Genomic DNA, 17,421 nt, shown 5'->3' with positions numbered 1-17,421 from the left:
GACCTCCGCGCCGACACCACCAGCCGCACCGCCGGTGGTGTCGGTGGCAAGGTCGCCAAGGACCCCCGCAGCCACGGACAACGGATGCACGACGCCTTCGACGACCTCTGCTCCCGCCTCCTCCGAGCCGGCGGCCTCCCCGACTCCGGCGGCACCCCAGCCACCGTGATCGTCACCATCGACCAGATCGACCTGCTCAACGACCTCGCCGAAGCCGGCCTGTTCAAACCGACCAGCGACACGGCCGGGTTCGGGGTCCCGTTCAGCGGCACGTGCCCGACCTGCGGCCACGAACCGTCGCAGACCGCGCCGGCCTCGCCGCGCCGAGCCGGTGATCAAGATCCCAACCGGACCCAGACCGAGACCCGTGCGCAAGGTCAAGAACGGGAGCAAGGCCAGCAGCAGGAACAGGCAGGGCGGACACAAGAACACCAGCCGAAACAGGAAGAGCGTGACCAAGGGCAAGAGCAGGGGCCGGGAAAGCAGGAGCAGCAGGCCGAGCAGAAGCGGGAGCAAGAGCACGAGCAAGAGCAGGGAAAGCAGGGAGTGCAGGGAGTGCGGGGAGTGCGGGAGGAGCTGCTTGGTCGTTCCCTGAGCCTGTCGAAGGGCAAGCCCGATGATCACCCCGCCCCTCCGACAAGATCAAGAACCGAAGATCATCCGGCCTGCCCTTCGACAGGCTCAGGGAACGAACACGCACACCCCAGGCCCCGACGCCCGGGACGGGTCCGACGGTCCCGACCGAGACACGGCATCACCAGCCACGGAATCCACCTCACCGTGCCCGAACTGCTCCGACTGGCCGGGGAAGCCGAGATCTACCCCGTCGTGCTCACCACCCACGGCAAACTCCTCGACCTCGGCCGCACCCGCCGGGTTGCGAACAAACACCAGACCCTCGCGCTGATCGCCCGCGACGGCGGCTGCTCCTTCCCCGGCTGCCAACACCCACCCGAATGGTGCGAACGCCACCACATCCTGCCCTGGCACCAGAACGGCCTCACCAACCTGCGCAACCTGACCCTGCTCTGTTCCTACCACCACCGCCACTTCCTCGACTGCGGCTGGGAAGTCCGGCTCAACGATGACGGACTGCCCGAATGGATCCCACCCCGCTACCTCGACCCGGACCAGACACCCATGATCAACAACCGGATCCTCGCCCGGATCCACCAGACACCACTCCTCACCTGAGCCCGATCAATGAGCCCGGCGCCACTCCGACACGTCGTACCGGCCGTCGGATCGCCGGCTCCTGAGCCGGTCGATCACCTCCGGGCGCACCGCGGTCATTGAAGATCCTCGAAGTAGTGCACCCGATACTCTTCACCGAGCTCCTGGGCCAGGCGATCGGCGAGGGTTCGACCGGCCTCGACCCAGACGCGATGCCGATCTTCGTCCGGCCATTCGTAGTCGGTGCCGGACAGCGCGTCGTACTCCGCCGCCCACGTCCGCAGTTCGGCCCTGATCCGGTCCGACACCGGGAGACCCGTCAGCGAGAGCATCGCGCCGGGTCGACCACCCGACTCGGCGGTCCACACCGGATCGGCACCGTAGTCGGCCATCACCATGATCGCGATTACCATGGACCCATCCTCACAGTCCTCCAAACCCCACGCCCGGAGGCGAGCCTTCAGCTCGCGGTAGTGATCTTGCGGTGCTGGTCGGCGACGACGGCGTCGAACTCCGCCTCCGCCCGATAGTGCTGGATGAGACCGAGTGCCGTGTGGATCAGATCCTCCACCTCGCTGGCGAGGTCGGGAAGATTTCCCTGACCATGCTTGGCGATCTTCGCCGGTGCTCCCTCCAGCCGTTGCACCTCCACGGCGATCTCGCCGAGTTCCTCGGTAAGCCGGGACAGGTAGCCGAGCGGCGTATCGCCCTCGGGGAACTTGCGGGAGTAGTGGGTCGAGATCTCATAGAGCTGGTCCACACGATCCGGCCGACCGGTCCATTCGCCTCGTCCCATGAGGGAGGAGCCTAATCGCCCGATCGAGGCCCCTTCTCGGGGACCGCGGGCTAGAGGCGGGCGGAGCTGCTGGTTCGTCCCCTGAGACTGCCGAAGCATGTCCTGAGCCTGCCGAAGGAGGCAAGCCCGACGCCCCCTCTCCCAACTCAGGGAGCGAAGATCACCACCTGAGCCCTTCGACAAGCTCAGCCTGGATCCACCGGTGGGCGCCTACTGCGCGGCCCCCGAGGGGCACGCTGGCGGCGTTGCCGACGCTCAACTGTGCAACCAGACAGCCCTCGCGCCGGCGCCTTGCCAGCGCACCCCTCGGGTGCCGCTCGCTACGGCGCCCACCGGTGGATCCAGGCTCAGGGAACGAACAAGCCGGACTCGGTCCGGTCCGCGACACCAGCGGCTACCCCGGCGACCGGGCCAGGCGCCCGATCCAGAGAAGTGGGGATCTACGGCGTGGTCCGGGGGCCGTACATGATCACGGCGACTCCGGCGAGACAGATCAGGGCGCCGGCGACATCCCAGCGGTCGGGGCGGAAGCCGTCGATGATCATGGCCCAGGCGAGCGAGCCGGCGACGAAGATGCCGCCGTAGGCGGCCAGGATCCGGCCGAAGTGGGCGTCCGGCTGCAGAGTGGCTACGAAGCCATACAGGCCGAGCGCGATCACGCCGGCTCCGACCCAGATCCAGCCTTTGTGTTCCCGGATGCCCTGCCAGATCAACCAGGCCCCGCCGATCTCGGCGATCGCGGCCAGCAGGAACAACCCGATCGAGCGCGCAATGATCATGACCGGACGCTACTGGTCACGATCGGCCAATTCGGCGAAGGGTAGCGGGCAACCGGGAGTCGCGGCGCATTCGATCAGGTCCGCGCAGCCGGCGTCGATCGCGTCCCGCAGCATCTGCGCGATCCGCTGCAGGTCGGCGATCCGGAGCTCGACGTCGATCAACTTCTCCTCGGCCCGCTGTCGCAGTCCGGGCCCCTCCCCCGGTCCGTGCCGGTGCTGGGCGGCGTCGAACAGGTCCGCGACCTCGTCCAGGGTGAAGCCGAGCCGCTGCGCGGTCTTGATCACCCGCAGCACGGTGACCGCCTCCTCGGGATACAGCCGGTGCCCGCCGAGACTCCGGTCCGGCTCCGCCAGCAGACCGCGCCGCTCGTAGTAGCGCAGTGTCTGCAGGTTCACGCCGGCCGCGGCCGCGACCTGGCCCGGGCGCAGCCCCGGATACCGGTCAGTCATGATCAGGATCACCGTCCAGACCGGCGACCGCCGCAGCCCGTAGGGCCAACGCGTCGAGGACCGCGGTCTGTGCCGCCGGAACGCTCACCTGCATCGCCACCACACCGTCGGGCTCGGCCGTGAACCCGAACCGGAAGAACGAGCAACAGCGGCTCTCCCGCTCGGCAAGATCACGAGCGCGATCGAGGGCGTCGCCGGCCAGGATCAGTCGTACGGTCGTCTCGGCCACCCGATCAACCGAGCGGACCGAGCCGGCGAACAGCTCGTCGAACTCGGCGATTCGCAGCGGTCGGTCAACGGTGGGCAGCGTGCAGGAATCCGGGGCCCAGCCCTGATCGTGGCCCGGCGTGATGGGATCGCTCGAAGTCGTCATGGACCCACGCTAAACCTGTACCCAGGTACCGGATGCAAGTCCGAGTCTCGACTCCGGAGGCTCAGGGACGAGCTTCCTCGTCCTCCAGCGCCCGGAGCAGCGCCCGGAAGGCCGGGGCATCGTCCAGCGGGGTCCGGCGCACCCGGGCATCGAGCAACAGGCCGCGGAACACCGCGAGTATGAGCTCGACCACCTCGCTCTTCCGCTCCTCCGCCCAGCCGGCCGGGCACATCCCGAGCAGGACGGCGTGATACTGCCGACCCTCGTCGCGGCCGAGGTGGCCATACCGGACCGGGTCGTACATCACCAGCCCCATCGCCTGGGTGATCACCCAGAAATTCGCCTCGGCCCGGACCAGATTCGGCCAGGTGGCGCGCAGGCGGTCGGCCAGCGACATCGTCGGCGGCAAGTCCAACACGGCCCGCAAGCCCTCGCCGCGGCGTTGCCGCAGTCGCTTCACCGCCTCGGCCAGAAGATCATCCGGGCCGTCGAAGTAGTAGAGCAACACCTTGTGGGTCGTCCCGGCCGCCGCCGCCGCGCGCCGCAACGAGAAGTCGACCAGCCCGTTGGCGGCGACATCGGCGGTCACCTTGTCCAGCAGATCCTGGCGGCGGGCCTCGCCGCGTTTCGAACCCGTCCAACGCGCATAGGACGACGACTGCAGGCCGGCACCGTCGCCGGAGTCGTCGGTCGGATCAGTTGCGGCGGGCACAGTCGCATCCTATGACCGGTCGGCATCCGGCCCCGGCGACGCGAGGCCGGCGACGGCCTCCCGAACAAGGGTTGCCACCTGGTCGGGGTGAGTCAGTACGAGATCATGGCCGGCCGCGATCCGGTGCACGGTGATCGACGGCCGGTCGGCGGCCAGCGTGTCGACGGCGCCGAGCCAGGTCGCATTGATCTCGTCGGAGCGGGCCATCGACGTGCCGGCCATGAACTCGGACATGATCATCGTGACCGGGCCGGCGAACCGGTCGAACCGGTCGGTGGCGGTCCGGCGATGATCATCGATCTCCCGTTGCAGGGCGAGGATCTGATCGGCCGAGAGCAGCCACTGGCGCGGCGTGCCCGCCAGGGATCGCTGCTCCGCAAGGGCTTCCTCGCTGCTCAGGCCCTCGTGCAGCCCGGCCAGCTCGGCCTCGGTCAGGATCGAGGCCGCCAGCGGCGTGCCACCGTCGATCAGGACGAGTGCCCGCGGCGGGACGGGCATCGTCGCGGCGTGGTCGAGCAGCAGGTCGGCGCCCAGCGAATGACCGAGCAGCACCGGCCCGGCGACCGGAAGGGAGTCCACCACCGCCGCGGCGTCGGCCGCGAAGTCGGCGTAGCCGTACCGATCGACGGCACTGCTGAAACCGTGCCCGCGATGATCGAACGTCGCCAGTCGGAAGAATCCGCGCAACCGCTCGAACAGCGGGCCGAGATCGGCCTGGGTGCTGCACAGCCCCGGCGCGAACACCGCCGCCGGGCCGAAGCCGGCCACCGAGACCGGGATCGCGACCTCGTTGCGGCGAACCGTGAACGTCTCCATGACCTGGCAATCTCCCATCGGTACGACAGCTCGGCCGACCGTCGAGTCTAATCGGGACGGTTGTCGGTGGTCTGCGCGATCCTGGTCGGTATGGGGCGCATCCCGATCGGCGAAGAAGGGAAAGACTGGGCGCTCCGCGTCCGGGGCGCCGCGGAGAACTCGCTCCGGGACGTCGACGTGACCTTCGGCCGCGGTCTGACGGCGGTGGTCGGCGTCTCGGGCTCCGGCAAGTCCTCCCTCGTGATGGACACGCTCTACAGCGAGGCGCGGCGTCGGTTCCTCGAGTCGGTGTCGCTCGGCTCCCTGTTCTCCCAGGTGCGGCCGGCCCGGGTCCGGTCGATCGACGGGCTCCGGCCCGCCGTCAGCGTGGGGCAGAACGCCGTCAACACCAATCCGAGATCCACCGTGGCCACCGCGGTCGGGATCCTGCCGCTGTTGCGGGTCGTCTACGCGATCTTCGTCCCCCGCCGCTGTGCCTGCTGCGGCGCCGACGTGGGCACTCGGGTCGGCGCCGAGGTCCAGGACCTCGACGTGATCTTGGCGACCCTGGCCGCCGTGGACGCCGACCTGATGATCATGGTCCCGCTGCTGCGGCAGGTGCCGGGCCGGCATGGTCGGCTGCTCGCCCAGCTCCGGCTCCGGTTCGATCCCGCGGCGGTCGAGGTCGACGGAGCACCGCTGGCCGATCTCGACGCCGAGGGTCTGGATCCGGGCCGGCCGCACGACATCGACGTCGCGGTCGGCCGGGTGGGGCCGGCCACCAGTCACAAGATCATCCGGTCGGTGCTCGACCAGGCCTGGGCCTTGGGCACGGCGTTGCTGCGCCTCAGAGACCCCAGCGGAGCGGAGCGTACGGTCGCGCGCGGACCGTACTGCGGTCGGTGCGGTGAGCGGATCCCCGAGCTGAAGCCCGGCGATTTCCCCGACCATCCGCAGGCCGCGAACCACCGCCTCGAAGCTCATTCGCTGACCGAGCTGCTCGACCTGTCGGCCGACGCCCTGCTCGAGTTGCTGGCCGGCCATCATTTGCCCGAGCCGGCTCGACCGGTGCTTGATCAGATCACGGTGAGGCTGACCGCGCTGCGGCAGATGGAGGTCGGCTATCTCCCGCTGAGCCGGTCATCGCCGACCCTCTCCCGCGGTGAGGCCCAGCGGGTCCGGCTCGCCGTCGTCGCGGCCACCCGGATCGACGATCTGCTGCACGTCCTGGACGAGCCGACGATCGGCCTGGACGCGGTCCAGGTCGGCCGGCTGCTGCGCCGGCTCGGCCGGCTGCGCGGTCCGGTGATCATGGTCGAGCACGACCCATGGGCGATCGCGGAGGCGGACGACGTGATCGAGCTCGGCCCCGGCGGCGGCGAGCGCGGCGGCCGGATCACCTTCCAGGGCACACCGGCCGAGCTGCTGGCCTCGGGCGCGGCGAGCGGCGAGTGGTTCTTCGGCCATCGGCCGGTGACCGACCGCCCCGCGACGCCGACGACCCGCGCCACGGAGTTCCTGACCGTCCGCGGCGCCCGGGCGCACAACCTGACCGGCTTCGACGTCACCCTGCCGACCGGCCGGATCTGTGTCGTCACCGGCCCGTCCGGCGCCGGCAAGTCGACCCTGGTCGGCGACGTGCTGGTCGCCTCGGTCAAGGCCGGGAAACCCATCCAGTGCGACGAACTGGAGGGCCCACGGCTGCGCGCGGTGGTGATCGATCAGGCTCCGATCGGCCGTACGCCACGGTCGAACGCCGCCACCTACACCGGCGCGGCGACCCAGCTCCGGCGCCGCTTCGCCGCGGCGACCCAACTGTCCGCGTCCGCGTTCTCGTTCAACCGGGCCGAGGGCGCCTGCCCGACCTGCGCCGGGATGGGGGCGGTGGAGCTGAAGCTGCCGCACCTGCCCTCGGAGTGGCAGCCCTGCGAGACCTGTGACGGGCAACGGTTCGGCGACGACGTACTGGCCGCGCGGGTGACGCTGGCCGACGGGAGGCCGTACTCGATCGCGGAGCTGTACGACAGCACGATCGAGGACGCGGCCGGTCTGCTCGGTGACGATCCGCCCTGCCGGACGATCCTTGATCAACTGGTCCGGATCGGCCTCGGCTATCTGCGGCTGGGCCAGCCGTCCACCACCCTGTCCGGCGGCGAGGCGCAGCGGATCAAGATCGCCAAGTGGCTGGCCACGGCCCGCAGCGGCGACCTGGTGGTGCTCGACGAACCGACCACCGGACTGCATCCGGCCGACCTGAGCCGGCTGGCCGACGTGCTGCGCGACCTGGCGGCCCGCGGCTGCACCGTGGTCGTCGTCGAACACCATCCCGACCTGATCGGCCTGGCCGACTGGGTGATCAGACTCGGGCCCGGCGGCGGCCCGGCCGGCGGCCGACTGATCAGCGCGGGGCCCGACCCGGCGGTGCGCCGACCACGACGAGCGCGGCCGCGGACCGCCGCCCGCAAGGGCGCCCGCGGCTCGCCGGCGATCACGGTGTCCGGCGCCGCGGCCAACAACCTGCGCGACCTGTCGGTCACCTTCGCGAAGAACAAGATCACCGGCATCGTCGGCGTCTCCGGCTCGGGCAAGTCCTCGCTGCTGATCGACGTCCTCGCCGCCGAGGCGCACCGGCAACTGCTGGAATGCCTGTCGATGTACGAACGCCAGTCGGTCCGGGAGCTGCCCTCCGTCGAGGTCGGAGCGGTGGCCGGCATCGGGCCCACCGTCTTCATCCGGCCGGATCGGGATCTGAACAACCCCCGGTCGACCATCGGCTCCGCGACCGAGGTGAGCCTGCAGCTGGGCATCCTGCTGGCCCGCGCCGGCTCCGGGGCGCGCCGCCCGCTGCAGCCGAACCACTTCTCCGGGCTGACCTACGAGTCGGCCTGCCTCGGCTGCCGCGGCCTGGGCACGCTCCCGGTGCTGCGGCCGGAGCGGTTGATCATCCACCCCGAGAAACCGCTGTGCGCCGGCGCCATGTATTCGCCCGGCTACTTCCCGCAGTCGTACCTGTCGAAACCGGAGAGCGGCGGCTTCGCGATGATCCGGGGACTGGCGGAGCGTTGCGGCTTCGACCCGTTCGGCACGCCCTGGGCGGAGCTGACCGAACCGCAACGACAGGCCTTCCTGTACGGCGAGGACGGGCGGCAACCCTGGCCCAACTCCGACCAGTCGATCTGGCCCGGCTTCTTCGAGATCATCAAGTACTGGGATCAGGGCGGCCTCTATCTTGATCATGTTCGCTGCCCGGATTGTGGCGGCGGTCGACTGCGGCCCGAGTTCCTCGCGGTCAGGCTGGGCCCGGCGAACCGGCAGACCCTGCACGAGCTGCCGCTGGCCGAGGTGCTGGCCGTCGTCGACGGCTTCGCCCTGCCGCCCGACGCGCCGCCCTGGGTGCACACGGCGAAGGCGGTCGCGGTGCGCCGGCTGCGGTTCCTCGGCGAGGTCGGGCTCGGTTACCTGCAGCTGGACCGGCCGACCGCGACCCTGTCCGCGGGTGAAGCGCAGCGGGTGAAGCTGGCCGGGCTGCTCGGCGGCGAGCTGACCGGCATGACCGTCCTGCTGGACGAGCCGACCCGCGGGCTGCACCCGACCGAGATCAGGTCGCTGGCGACGGTGCTGACGACCCTGCGCGACGGCGGCAACACGATCATCCTCACCGACCACGACCCGGATCTGCTCGAGGTGGCGGACGAGCTGCTGGTGCTCGGACCGGGGTCCGGCGCGGCCGGCGGCACCGTGCTGCCGAAGCGATCCCGGGCCGCCCGCGCGCTCCAGCCGGGCTATCCGCCGGTGCCGGACCGGACTCCTCGGGCGCCGACCGACTGGCTGCGGGTGCACGGCGCCCGGGAAAACAATCTGGTCGGCGATCGGATCGACCTGCCGCTCGGCGTCCTGGTCGGGGTGTGTGGTCCCTCCGGGTCGGGGAAGTCGACGCTCTGCATCGACACCATCGGCCGGGCCTTGGATCCGCCGAGGTTGACCACCTCGGTCGCCCGGGAGGAGGTCAATCCCGGCCGGCACGACGCGATCGAGAACGCGCCGGCCCGGACCGTCTGTTCGAGCCAGGCCCGGCTCGGCGGCCAGTCGGTCGGCCATCACCTCGGCCTGCTGCCGGCCGTCCGGCGGGCGTTCCTGCAGTCCGACGAGGTCGAGGACCTTGGCCTCACCGAGCGCGACCTGACACCGAACTGCCGGGCCTGCCGGGGCCGCGGCTACCTGACCCAGGAGCTCGGCTTCCTGCCGTCGATCGACAGCCCCTGCGATGCCTGCGAATCCACCGGCTACGACCGCGCCGTCCGCCGGCTCCGGGTCCGTGGCCACGACCTGTCGGAGCTTGCGGCGTTGACGCTGACCGAGCTCGGCGAGCTCTGGCCCGACGTGCCGGCCGTGGCGCGCGGCGTCCGGGCCGCCCGCTCGCTCGGGCTGGGCTACCTGCGGCTCGGGCAACCGGGGCGGAGCCTGTCCGGCGGCGAGGCGCAACGGATCAAGCTGACCCGGGCCCTGGCGAAGCGGCTCCGCACCCCGACCCTGTTCATCCTCGACGAGCCCACCGTCGGCCTGCACCCGAAGGATGTCGAGGCGCTGCGGCTCGCCCTCGACGCGATCGTCGACGACGGCCACACGGTGCTGGTGGTCGAACACGATCCCTGGTTGCTGGCCGGCTGCGACTGGCTGATCGAGCTGGGCCCGGACGGGGGCCCGGCCGGCGGCCGGGTGGTGGCGACCGGGACCCCACGGCAGTTGATCATGGCCGACACGGTGACCGCGCCGCAGCTCCGGCGGGTGTTGTCATGATCGACCCGGCCGCGCTGCTGCTCAGCGATCCGTCACCGGCGTTGCGATCCCGGGTGCTGACCGAACTGCTCGACGTCGACCCGGCCGACCCCGAGCTGCTCGACGCGAGCCGGCAACTGGCCACGGATGATCATGATCCGGCCGACGGAGCCGAGGGGTCCTTCCGGGCCCTGTGCTGGTCGCTCTGCCGGTCGGCCTATGTCGGCCGGACCGCGGCGGATCCGCGGGTCGCCGCCGTCGCCGAACGGGTCTTCGCCGAGCAGCAGGCCGACGGCTCCTTCCCGCTCGGCCGCTTCCGCCCGGGTCGCGAGCCGGGCCCGTACTCGATGGCCCCGCTGCAGGTCGCGCTGCCGCTGCGCGGGCTGGCGATGGCCGGGTACGCGACCGACCCGCGGGCCGAACGGGCCTATCAGTGGTTGCTCGACGTCCAGCTCGCCGACGGTTCGTGGCCGGTCGGCGAATCGCACGGGCAGCCGGGCTACATCGCCGGCTACCGGAAGCTGCCCGGCGCCCAGGGCTGCCGGACCACGACCCAGGGAGCGATCGCCTGCCTGGTCCTGCATCCGGAGCTGGCGCGCAGTGATCACGTCCGCCGACCGCTGGATCTGCTGCTGCAGCGGGAGACCCGCGAGGTCTGGTCGCTCGGCACCGACGTCGCCCGGCTGACCGGCCGGGAGACCCCGCGGGGCTTCTTCACCTTCTACGCCGACTTCGATCTCGCCATGATCCTCGACCTCGCCTCCCGCGCCGGCGCGTCGCCGGACGATCCGCGGGTCCGCGAGCTGGTCGACTTCATCACCGGGCTCCGCGGGCCGTACGGGCTCTGGGAGCATCCGCAGCATCCCGAGCTCAGCCGCTGGCTGACCTTCGACCTCGCCCTGAGCCTGCGCCGGCTGGCGACCGGCGACTGGACCGGGATCGCTCCTCGGGTGCCCTTCCGCGCCTACCGGAAACGATCACCGCGGCACTGAGCGAGACCTCGCGTACGGGTTGAAGACCGATCCCGGTTGATCAACTGTGGTGCAGGGTCTGCTCCAGCAGCTCGGCCTTGGCGTCCCGGCCGAGCAGTCGGTAGGCCCGGGCCCAGACCACCGGATCGGCCAGCGGCAGCCCACGCCAGCAGCCCGTGACCCGCGTCGGCAGCTGTTCCACCCCGTCGGGACCGCGCAGCGCGAAATTGATCAGCAGGTCGATCGGTCCGTCGAAGACCAGACGCCGGTCGGAGGCATAGCTCCCGTCGCTGCGGGTTTCGTCCCGGTAGGCCAGGCCGGCCCGGTCCAGGGCCGCGATCACGGATTCCACCGGAGCGTCCACCGTGACATCCCAGTCCGCGGCCGTGTCGGCCAGGCCCAGCGCGACCAGCAGCCCGGATCCGCCGAGGGCAGGTCGCCAGCTGGCGACCTGGAGCACGGCAACGAGCCGGTGCACGCCCCCGAGTGGTGGAGTGTGCACGACCGCGGCGTCGTCCGACCTCACCGGCTCAGGTTATCTCGCCGAGCGCGTCATGGTCAGGTTCGGCGCCCTCTTCTGTGGCCGCACGACCGTTACGGACCTTCTTGAAGTAGCCGGCCGATTCGGCGTAGCCGATCGATCGATAGAACTCCCCGGCTCGCCTGGTCGCCACGGCGAAATAGACGGCCTCGCCGGAATCAGCGGCCCACTGCTCGAAATCGCTCATCAGCCGGCGCCCCAAACCGGTGCCCCGGCACTGCTCGTCGACGTACAACTCCTCGATCCACCCGATCGGTCCGTTCGCGTGGAAGGACGGGTGGGTCAGGCCGTAGAGATAGCCGACCAGGTCGCCGCCGGCTGCCGCGACCAGCAACCGCTGGTTCCGGTCGGCCAGGATGGCGGCCAGGGCCCGATCGAACGCCGGACGCTCCGGCACCGCCGAGGTGGCCAGCAGGCCGGCGAGCCGGAACAGATCATCGGCGTCGGCTGTCGCCGCCGGCCGGATCGTGAAGGTCTGACTGTTGATCATGGATTCCTTGCCTGACGACGAGCCGGTCCCGCCCCACAGCGGCTTGTTGATCTTGAGTCCCGTCGAGGATCTCGAGCCCCCCCACCGCGGCCGCGGGGAGGATGTAGGCCGTGTCGGTGTCCCGCGTCGTCCACCAGTCGTCGTGATCGACCGGCCGCCCGGCCCGCCCCCACTGGAAGAGCTCCGCTTCCTCACCGATCCGCCAATATCGCGGTGGTCGTACCACCAGCCCGCGACCGGCCGACGTCCTCATCGCCGCGACGACCCGGACCCGGGCGCGCAGATACCAGTCCCGCTCAGCAACCGCACTTCCGTTCATGCCACGCCTCCAGGACGCCCAACCCCGTGCCGTCCCCCATTACCCAGCCGGCTGGGTCCTACCCACATCTCGTCGGTTGTAGTACTGTCCTCATCGATTGCCGGAGGGCACGAACCCCCGAGCGTTCTCTCCGGCAATCCTCTTCGGTCTCAGGCCCGCAGGGATTCCGGTGAAGGAAGTTCCTGGCCCTTGCTGCGCGACAAATAATAAGTCCGGCGCCGCGGATCCGCCACAATCTGGACGGCCCGACCGATCACCTGATCGGCCTCGAAGCAGTCGTACGCGCCCTCTTCGCCGAGCGGCGTCAGGGGCGACCCGACCAGGCGGAAGCCGTACTCGTCGGCCACCCCATCGTCCGCCGCGGTGACGTAGGAGAAGACGATCCGGGCGTCCCGCTCGAACGCGTGCGCGGCCCGGAACTCGCCCTCGTCCCCGCCGCCGGTGGCCGTCCAGTCGGCGACCGCCCGCCATTCGGCCAGGGATCGCGGCACCTCCGCGGCGACGAACGTCCGCTGCCCCGGCGCCACCACCGTCGCGTCGATCTCGGGCGCACCCTCGACCGCCGGTACGGTCCGCCGGCGCAACACCACGGTCGTCGCGCTGTCGTTGATCACGGTGAAGCCGACCGCGATGAAGATCGGCTTGTCGTCGGCCTGCGGGAACCGGATCGGCCGCTCCACATCGTTGACCACTCGAAGTTGATCATTCGGAACGATGGTGATCGTCGGCGCCTGGCCGTCGATCCTGGTCCTGATCGCCTCGGCGACCAGTTGCCGGCTGTGCAGCTCCTCGGATCGGGCCAGCCCGAGCGCCTCGTTGGCGGCCTCGGCGGCGGCCGCCGACGCCCTCGCACTGCGCCGCGTCTCGTACGCTTGCCAGGCCACCACCCCGGCAGCGATCAAGGTCACCACGAGCATCAGCCATCCTGGAATCGTCCCCACGGCAAGGAGGCTATCGGTTCCGCGCCCGTGGCGGCAGTGCCTGGAACGGTCGATGATCGCCCCGGGCCGCTGCCCGCGAACCACGAAGGAGTGAGACATGATCGCTCGGGTCTGGCACGGCTGGGCTCCAGCCGCCTCGGCCGACGACTACCAGCGGCACTACGAGACCGAGGTGCGGGATCACCTGGCGGCGGTGCCCGGCTTCCACGGCGCCCGGCTGCTGCGCCGGTCGGACGCGGAGGAGGTGGAGTTCACCTCGATCACGTACTTCACCGATCTGGACGCCGTCCGCGGCTTCGCCGGTGATCATTTCGATCAAGCCGTCGTCGAGGACGCGGCCCGCGAAGCCCTCAGCCGATGGGATCAGCAGGTGACCCACCACGACGTCGCGCTCGAGATCTGAGCTCGAGCGCGACGTCGCCGGTGGCCGCTACCGTCCGGCCGTCGTCCGGTCGAACCAGCTCAGGACCAGGGGCAGTGAGCGGCTGGCGGAGGGGAAGTGGCCGACGTCGCCCACGTTGATCACCGGCGCTCGGACGCCGCGGGCCGCGAGGCTGCGCTGGCAACTGACGGAGTTCGTGAAGAGCACGTCCCGGTCGGCCGCGCCCGCATAGAAGCGGACCGGCATCCGTGGTCGCCAACTGCACGGCTCGTCGTTGGCGGCCAACACCCGGCGCAGGGTTCCCGTCGGATGCGCGAGCCGGGCCAGGAAGCCGTCGGTGAACAGTCCGGCCGGACTGTCCGGCAGCGCGGCGAAGATGTCCTCCTCGCGGTGGCTGCCGTCGAACAACTGCTCCACCTGCCGGTCGTACGGAGCCCGGAACACTTCGGCCGGCGATCGGTAGATCGGGTGCACCCGGTTCCACGCGGTGATCAGATAGCCCAGATAGAACGCCGCGCTCCGACCGTCGAGCCGGCCGTCCAAGGTCGCCGGAAGCTCCTCGTGGCGGATGTCGAGCGGCCCGGAGATCGGGGCCAGCGCACTCGCCCGGAAGGAGCCGCCCTCGCCCCGCTGCAGCGCCTCGCCGACCTGCATCGTGGCCACCCCGCCCTGCGAGAATCCGGACACCAGGACCCGGTGGTCGAGCCGCTTGCCGGCTCGACCGGCGAAGGTCCGGGCCGCGTGCAACGCGTCGATGGAGGCCGTGACGGTCGGCTCGGCCAGCAGGTACGGGTGATGGCCCGGGCCGACCCCGAGCCCGAGGTAGTCCGGGGCGACCGTGGCATAGCCGGCCGCGGCGAACTGGATCGCGGCCGCCCGGTCGAAGTCGTCCGACATCGACCCGGTGTAACCGCGATAGGCCCGGGTGCCGTGCAGCCAGGCCACAGTCGGCAGCGTCCGGGCGCCGGTGCTGGGCAGAGCGATCAGCGCGCTCGCCGTCGTCGACCGCCCGGTCACCCCGGGCGTGCGATAGACGATCCGGAACAGATCGACCTCGCGCCGCACCTGGACCGGGTCGATCTCGTAGCCGGTGAGATAGTCCGCGGCCTGCTCCCGGGTCAGGTGACCAAGATGATCACTGGATACCAGGGCGCCGCGTGGCCCGGTGCGGGCCTGGGTCGCCGCCACCGGCGTCGCGGCCACGGCGATCGGCGCCGTGATCAGCAACGAGGATGTCAGCGCGACCGCGGCGATCAGAGTTCGGATCATCGGACGTTGTCCTTTCCCCCAAGGGATTTCGATGATCAGAATCTGCCAGCGCGGACCCCACCGGCGGGATGGGGCGAACCGGTCAATGTGTGCTGGGGCTAACCCGACAACAATTCGGGTGCGCCCGGCGGGCGGGACGGTGTTTGATCATTTCCGTGACGATCACGCTGAGCACCCCGGACGCCGGCCGGCTCGACGCGGCCATCCGAGAGCTCCGGGACTGGCAGCACGAGGAGTCCCCGCTGCAGCTCCATCCGGGTGACCTGGGCTGGCACCGGCGGTTCGGCGCGGAGAAGACGGCGGCAGCGGTCCGCACCTGGAGCCGGGACGGGACCCTGGTCGCGCTCGGCTTCCTGGACGACCCCGACGTGCTCCGGCTGACCGTCGCGCCCGACGTCTGGCACGAGGACACGCTGGCTCGCCAGGTGGTGGCCGACCTGTCCGATCCACGGCGCGGCGTCCTGCCGCCGGGAAAGGTGTCGGTGGAGTCGCCGAACGGCAGCCGGGTCCAGCGACTGCTGGACGACAGCGGCTGGCAGGCCGGCGAGCCCTGGACGCCGCTTCGCCGTGACCTGGCGGATCCGCTGGATCAGTCGGTGCTCCGGATCGAGGTGATCGACTCCGGGCACGAGTCCCCGTTCACCGCCGTCCACCGGTCGGCCTGGGCCAACCCGCGATTCACCGACGAGCTGTGGCAGACGATGACGGCCGGATCGCCGTACGCCGAAGCGCGCTGCCTGCTCGGCTACGACGAGCAGGCCCATGCGGTCGCCGGAGTGACCGTCTGGTCGGCCGGCCCGGGCCGGCCCGGCCTGCTCGAACCGATGGGTGTCCACGCCGATCATCGCCGCCGGGGCTACGGCGCCGCGATCTGCATCGCCGCTGCCGCGGAGCTCAAGAAGCTGGGATCCTCCAGCGCCCAGGTCTGCACCCAGAGCTCCCTCCTCAGTGCCGTCGCCACCTACCGGGCGGCCGGCTTCCAACCACTCCCCGAGCGGCTGGACCGAACCTTCGGACCGGTTGGGCGCTGACAACGATCCCTCCGAATCCACCAAGCGCGGCGGGTCTGGACACCGAAAACCAGTCGTCGACGATCATGGACCCGGTTTACCGTGCTCGGCATGGAGGCGCTGCGCGGCGGGTGGGCTCGGATCGCCGCAGAAGCTGGCGCTCGGCCGCGCGATGATGCGCGGCGACGATCCGCTGTTGATCATCCTCGACGAGCCGACCGCCAGCCTGGACGCCCCAACCGAACACGCGTTGTTCGAGCGGTACGCCAACGCGGCCCGATCCGGCACTCGAAACGGAGCCATCACCGTCCTGGTATCACACCGCTTCTCGACCGTCCGCTTCGCCGATCTGATCATCGTGCTCGCCGACGGCAGGATCACCGAGCACGGAAGCCACGAAGCGTTGATGATCAGGGGCGGCCACTACGCCGAGCTCTACACCTTGCAAGCGACGTCGTACGCGTGACCAGGACTAGCCTCGGTTGTCCGGCTGACCGTCGCGGGCGGCGCCGTACTCGTCGTCGGTCGCGTCCGGCCAGTCCGCGGCGTCCTCGGCATTGAGCGGGATGATCAACAACAGCCGACGTCTCAGCGGCGTGTTCTCGTTTCGAAGCACCCCGCGATTCGCGTCGAAGATCAGCCGCCAGGCCGAGCGGTCACCGTAGTACCGATCGGCCAGCGACCAGAGATCATCACCCTCGCGGACCCGATGCGTTGGCATTCGCGGCTCCATCCACTGGCTTGACCCGAGGTCCTATCGGTGGGGCGGGCGGGGCTTGAACCCGCGACCGGAGGATTATGAGTCGCCTGACCTTGGCAATCTCCTGTGTCATACCTAGTCAGAGGGCGTCCGCGCGGTGGCCCTCGTGTCATCTATGCCATGGCCATCGGTACATGTATGGCCAGAGTTATGGACAGATGATCTTGGTCACAAGCCGACTCGAAACCAACCGACGAGATCGACTGAGTCGGTTGCTATGCAGGGTGCCGCTGTTCCGAGTTGTCGGTCCCCCTGGCGCGGGCAAGACCACGCTGCTTCCACCGCTGGTCAAACTCGACATTGGCATTGTCATCATCGAGGAGGACGAGCTGTTCGAAAACGGCACGCTATGAGAACCGAGACCCTGAGCGCCAACCTGAACCTGGTTGTCGGCACGATGTCTCGACTACAGCTCCTCCAGTCGCTGAACCACGAGGACGTCGGGCTCAACCCCTCGGCTGAGACCCTGCTCGACAACCCCATCTTCGACGAGATCAAACCGCAGACCATCGCTGTCACTGAGCGCACGGTCGGCGAGTTGGGACTACCCACCGGCGCGCCACTACCGCAGATCTTGCAAGCTGCCCAGCAGCAGGGACTGCATCTCTGCCCGCCAACGACAGGTCCTTACCTTCGGCTGGCGTGGCTGTCTCAGCCAAACGCGCCGGATACGGTCATGTCGAACGGACGAGCGCCCTCAGGCTCAGTCACGGTCGCTGCGGCTCCACTAAGCCAGGACGCGGCCTATCCGAAGGGGTTCTACCTCCGCGTGATCGATCGCCGCTTGTGGCTGCGCGGGTTCCGCTGCGACGATTTGCATCCGTGGAGCCCAGACGACCGGTTCGTCTTCACGATGGCTACGCCAAGTACAGCACGCTGACCGG

General features: G+C 70.1%; 21 protein-coding genes and 1 pseudogene. 9 read left to right on the top strand and 13 right to left on the bottom strand.

The annotated features are described in order from the left end of the window. Positions 1 to 84: 84 nt before the first annotated feature. Together FNH24_RS32600 and FNH24_RS32105 are read left to right on the top strand one after the other, a co-directional pair. Positions 85 to 138: pseudogene (locus FNH24_RS32600) on the top strand (hypothetical protein); the annotation flags it as partial. Positions 139 to 780: 642 nt separating this feature from the next. Next, the gene (locus FNH24_RS32105) at positions 781 to 1,194 is read left to right on the top strand and encodes an HNH endonuclease signature motif containing protein (RefSeq protein ID WP_170304460.1); all 414 of its coding nucleotides are present in this window, start codon (positions 781 to 783) and stop codon (positions 1,192 to 1,194) included. Between the two features lie 95 nt (positions 1,195 to 1,289). Here FNH24_RS32105 and FNH24_RS02485 read toward each other — a convergent pair whose 3' ends face one another. From FNH24_RS02485 to FNH24_RS02455, 7 genes are all read right to left on the bottom strand, one after another. Next, on the bottom strand, positions 1,290 to 1,586 hold the full coding sequence (locus FNH24_RS02485) for a hypothetical protein (RefSeq protein WP_152360520.1): 297 nt from the start codon (positions 1,584 to 1,586) through the stop codon (positions 1,290 to 1,292). Positions 1,587 to 1,633: 47 nt separating this feature from the next. After that, entirely contained in the window at positions 1,634 to 1,969 is a 336-nt protein-coding gene (locus tag FNH24_RS02480) for a hypothetical protein (protein ID WP_152360519.1), read from the bottom strand. Between the two features lie 440 nt (positions 1,970 to 2,409). After that, on the bottom strand, positions 2,410 to 2,748 hold the full coding sequence (locus FNH24_RS02475; RefSeq protein ID WP_152360518.1) for a YnfA family protein: 339 nt from the start codon (positions 2,746 to 2,748) through the stop codon (positions 2,410 to 2,412). Between the two features lie 9 nt (positions 2,749 to 2,757). Next, entirely contained in the window at positions 2,758 to 3,198 is a 441-nt protein-coding gene (locus FNH24_RS02470) for a MerR family transcriptional regulator (protein ID WP_152360517.1), read from the bottom strand. Then, positions 3,191 to 3,571, bottom strand: a complete 381-nt coding sequence (locus FNH24_RS02465) for a hypothetical protein (protein WP_152360516.1) — start codon at positions 3,569 to 3,571, stop codon at positions 3,191 to 3,193. The genes FNH24_RS02470 and FNH24_RS02465 overlap by 8 nt, the downstream gene beginning before the upstream one ends. A gap of 61 nt (positions 3,572 to 3,632) precedes the next feature. After that, a complete protein-coding gene (locus FNH24_RS02460) occupies positions 3,633 to 4,283 on the bottom strand; it encodes a TetR/AcrR family transcriptional regulator (protein ID WP_217427998.1) in 651 nt (216 codons plus the stop codon). A 9-nt stretch (positions 4,284 to 4,292) separates the two neighbouring features. Next, entirely contained in the window at positions 4,293 to 5,099 is an 807-nt protein-coding gene (locus FNH24_RS02455; protein WP_161605955.1) for an alpha/beta fold hydrolase, read from the bottom strand. Between the two features lie 90 nt (positions 5,100 to 5,189). Between FNH24_RS02455 and FNH24_RS02450 the strand changes: the two genes are divergently transcribed. Both FNH24_RS02450 and FNH24_RS02445 read left to right on the top strand, forming a co-directional pair. Next, positions 5,190 to 9,875, top strand: coding sequence for an AAA family ATPase (locus FNH24_RS02450; protein WP_152360514.1), 4,686 nt, complete (start codon positions 5,190 to 5,192; stop codon positions 9,873 to 9,875). Continuing rightward, the gene (locus FNH24_RS02445) at positions 9,872 to 10,846 is read left to right on the top strand and encodes a hypothetical protein (RefSeq protein ID WP_152360513.1); all 975 of its coding nucleotides are present in this window, start codon (positions 9,872 to 9,874) and stop codon (positions 10,844 to 10,846) included. The genes FNH24_RS02450 and FNH24_RS02445 overlap by 4 nt, the downstream gene beginning before the upstream one ends. Before the next feature lie 40 nt (positions 10,847 to 10,886). On the opposite strand, the gene FNH24_RS02440 is transcribed toward FNH24_RS02445, so the two are convergent. The 4 genes from FNH24_RS02440 to FNH24_RS02425 form a co-directional block, all read right to left on the bottom strand. Beyond that, positions 10,887 to 11,351: a hypothetical protein gene (locus FNH24_RS02440; RefSeq protein ID WP_152360512.1), complete on the bottom strand. Its 465-nt coding sequence runs from the start codon at positions 11,349 to 11,351 to the stop codon at positions 10,887 to 10,889. 4 nt (positions 11,352 to 11,355) lie between these two features. After that, positions 11,356 to 11,856: a GNAT family N-acetyltransferase gene (locus FNH24_RS02435; protein ID WP_152360511.1), complete on the bottom strand. Its 501-nt coding sequence runs from the start codon at positions 11,854 to 11,856 to the stop codon at positions 11,356 to 11,358. Then, positions 11,801 to 12,175 carry a hypothetical protein gene (locus FNH24_RS02430; RefSeq protein WP_152360510.1) on the bottom strand — a complete coding sequence of 125 codons (375 nt, stop codon included), beginning with the start codon at positions 12,173 to 12,175 and terminating at the stop codon, positions 11,801 to 11,803. Before FNH24_RS02430 ends, FNH24_RS02435 begins: the two co-directional genes overlap by 56 nt. A 149-nt stretch (positions 12,176 to 12,324) precedes the next feature. Then, positions 12,325 to 13,092, bottom strand: coding sequence for a hypothetical protein (locus tag FNH24_RS02425; protein WP_152360509.1), 768 nt, complete (start codon positions 13,090 to 13,092; stop codon positions 12,325 to 12,327). Between the two features lie 121 nt (positions 13,093 to 13,213). On the opposite strand from FNH24_RS02425, the gene FNH24_RS02420 reads away from it, so the two are divergent. Next, positions 13,214 to 13,519 (top strand): antibiotic biosynthesis monooxygenase family protein, encoded by a 306-nt coding sequence (locus FNH24_RS02420; protein ID WP_152360508.1) that lies wholly within the window; start codon positions 13,214 to 13,216, stop codon positions 13,517 to 13,519. A gap of 27 nt (positions 13,520 to 13,546) precedes the next feature. On the opposite strand, the gene FNH24_RS02415 is transcribed toward FNH24_RS02420, so the two are convergent. Next, on the bottom strand, positions 13,547 to 14,767 hold the full coding sequence (locus tag FNH24_RS02415; RefSeq protein WP_152360507.1) for an alpha/beta hydrolase family protein: 1,221 nt from the start codon (positions 14,765 to 14,767) through the stop codon (positions 13,547 to 13,549). A 155-nt stretch (positions 14,768 to 14,922) separates the two neighbouring features. On the opposite strand from FNH24_RS02415, the gene FNH24_RS02410 reads away from it, so the two are divergent. Beyond that, the gene (locus FNH24_RS02410) at positions 14,923 to 15,798 is read left to right on the top strand and encodes a GNAT family N-acetyltransferase (RefSeq protein ID WP_246186712.1); all 876 of its coding nucleotides are present in this window, start codon (positions 14,923 to 14,925) and stop codon (positions 15,796 to 15,798) included. Positions 15,799 to 15,949: 151 nt separating this feature from the next. Further along, positions 15,950 to 16,243: a hypothetical protein gene (locus tag FNH24_RS02405; protein ID WP_425486870.1), complete on the top strand. Its 294-nt coding sequence runs from the start codon at positions 15,950 to 15,952 to the stop codon at positions 16,241 to 16,243. Between the two features lie 6 nt (positions 16,244 to 16,249). Here FNH24_RS02405 and FNH24_RS02400 read toward each other — a convergent pair whose 3' ends face one another. After that, a complete protein-coding gene (locus FNH24_RS02400) occupies positions 16,250 to 16,498 on the bottom strand; it encodes a LysM peptidoglycan-binding domain-containing protein (protein WP_161605954.1) in 249 nt (82 codons plus the stop codon). Between the two features lie 197 nt (positions 16,499 to 16,695). Between FNH24_RS02400 and FNH24_RS02395 the strand changes: the two genes are divergently transcribed. Both FNH24_RS02395 and FNH24_RS02390 read left to right on the top strand, forming a co-directional pair. Further along, positions 16,696 to 16,890 (top strand): hypothetical protein, encoded by a 195-nt coding sequence (locus tag FNH24_RS02395; protein WP_152360504.1) that lies wholly within the window; start codon positions 16,696 to 16,698, stop codon positions 16,888 to 16,890. Further along, entirely contained in the window at positions 16,887 to 17,417 is a 531-nt protein-coding gene (locus FNH24_RS02390; RefSeq protein WP_152360503.1) for a hypothetical protein, read from the top strand. The genes FNH24_RS02395 and FNH24_RS02390 overlap by 4 nt, the downstream gene beginning before the upstream one ends. Positions 17,418 to 17,421: the final 4 nt, after the last annotated feature.

The organism is Microlunatus speluncae (genome assembly GCF_009299835.1).
Classification (GTDB): domain Bacteria; phylum Actinomycetota; class Actinomycetes; order Propionibacteriales; family Propionibacteriaceae; genus Microlunatus; species Microlunatus speluncae.
The sequence above is the reverse complement of the archived record's forward strand: the minus strand, read 5'-3'. Positions and strand labels throughout refer to the sequence as shown.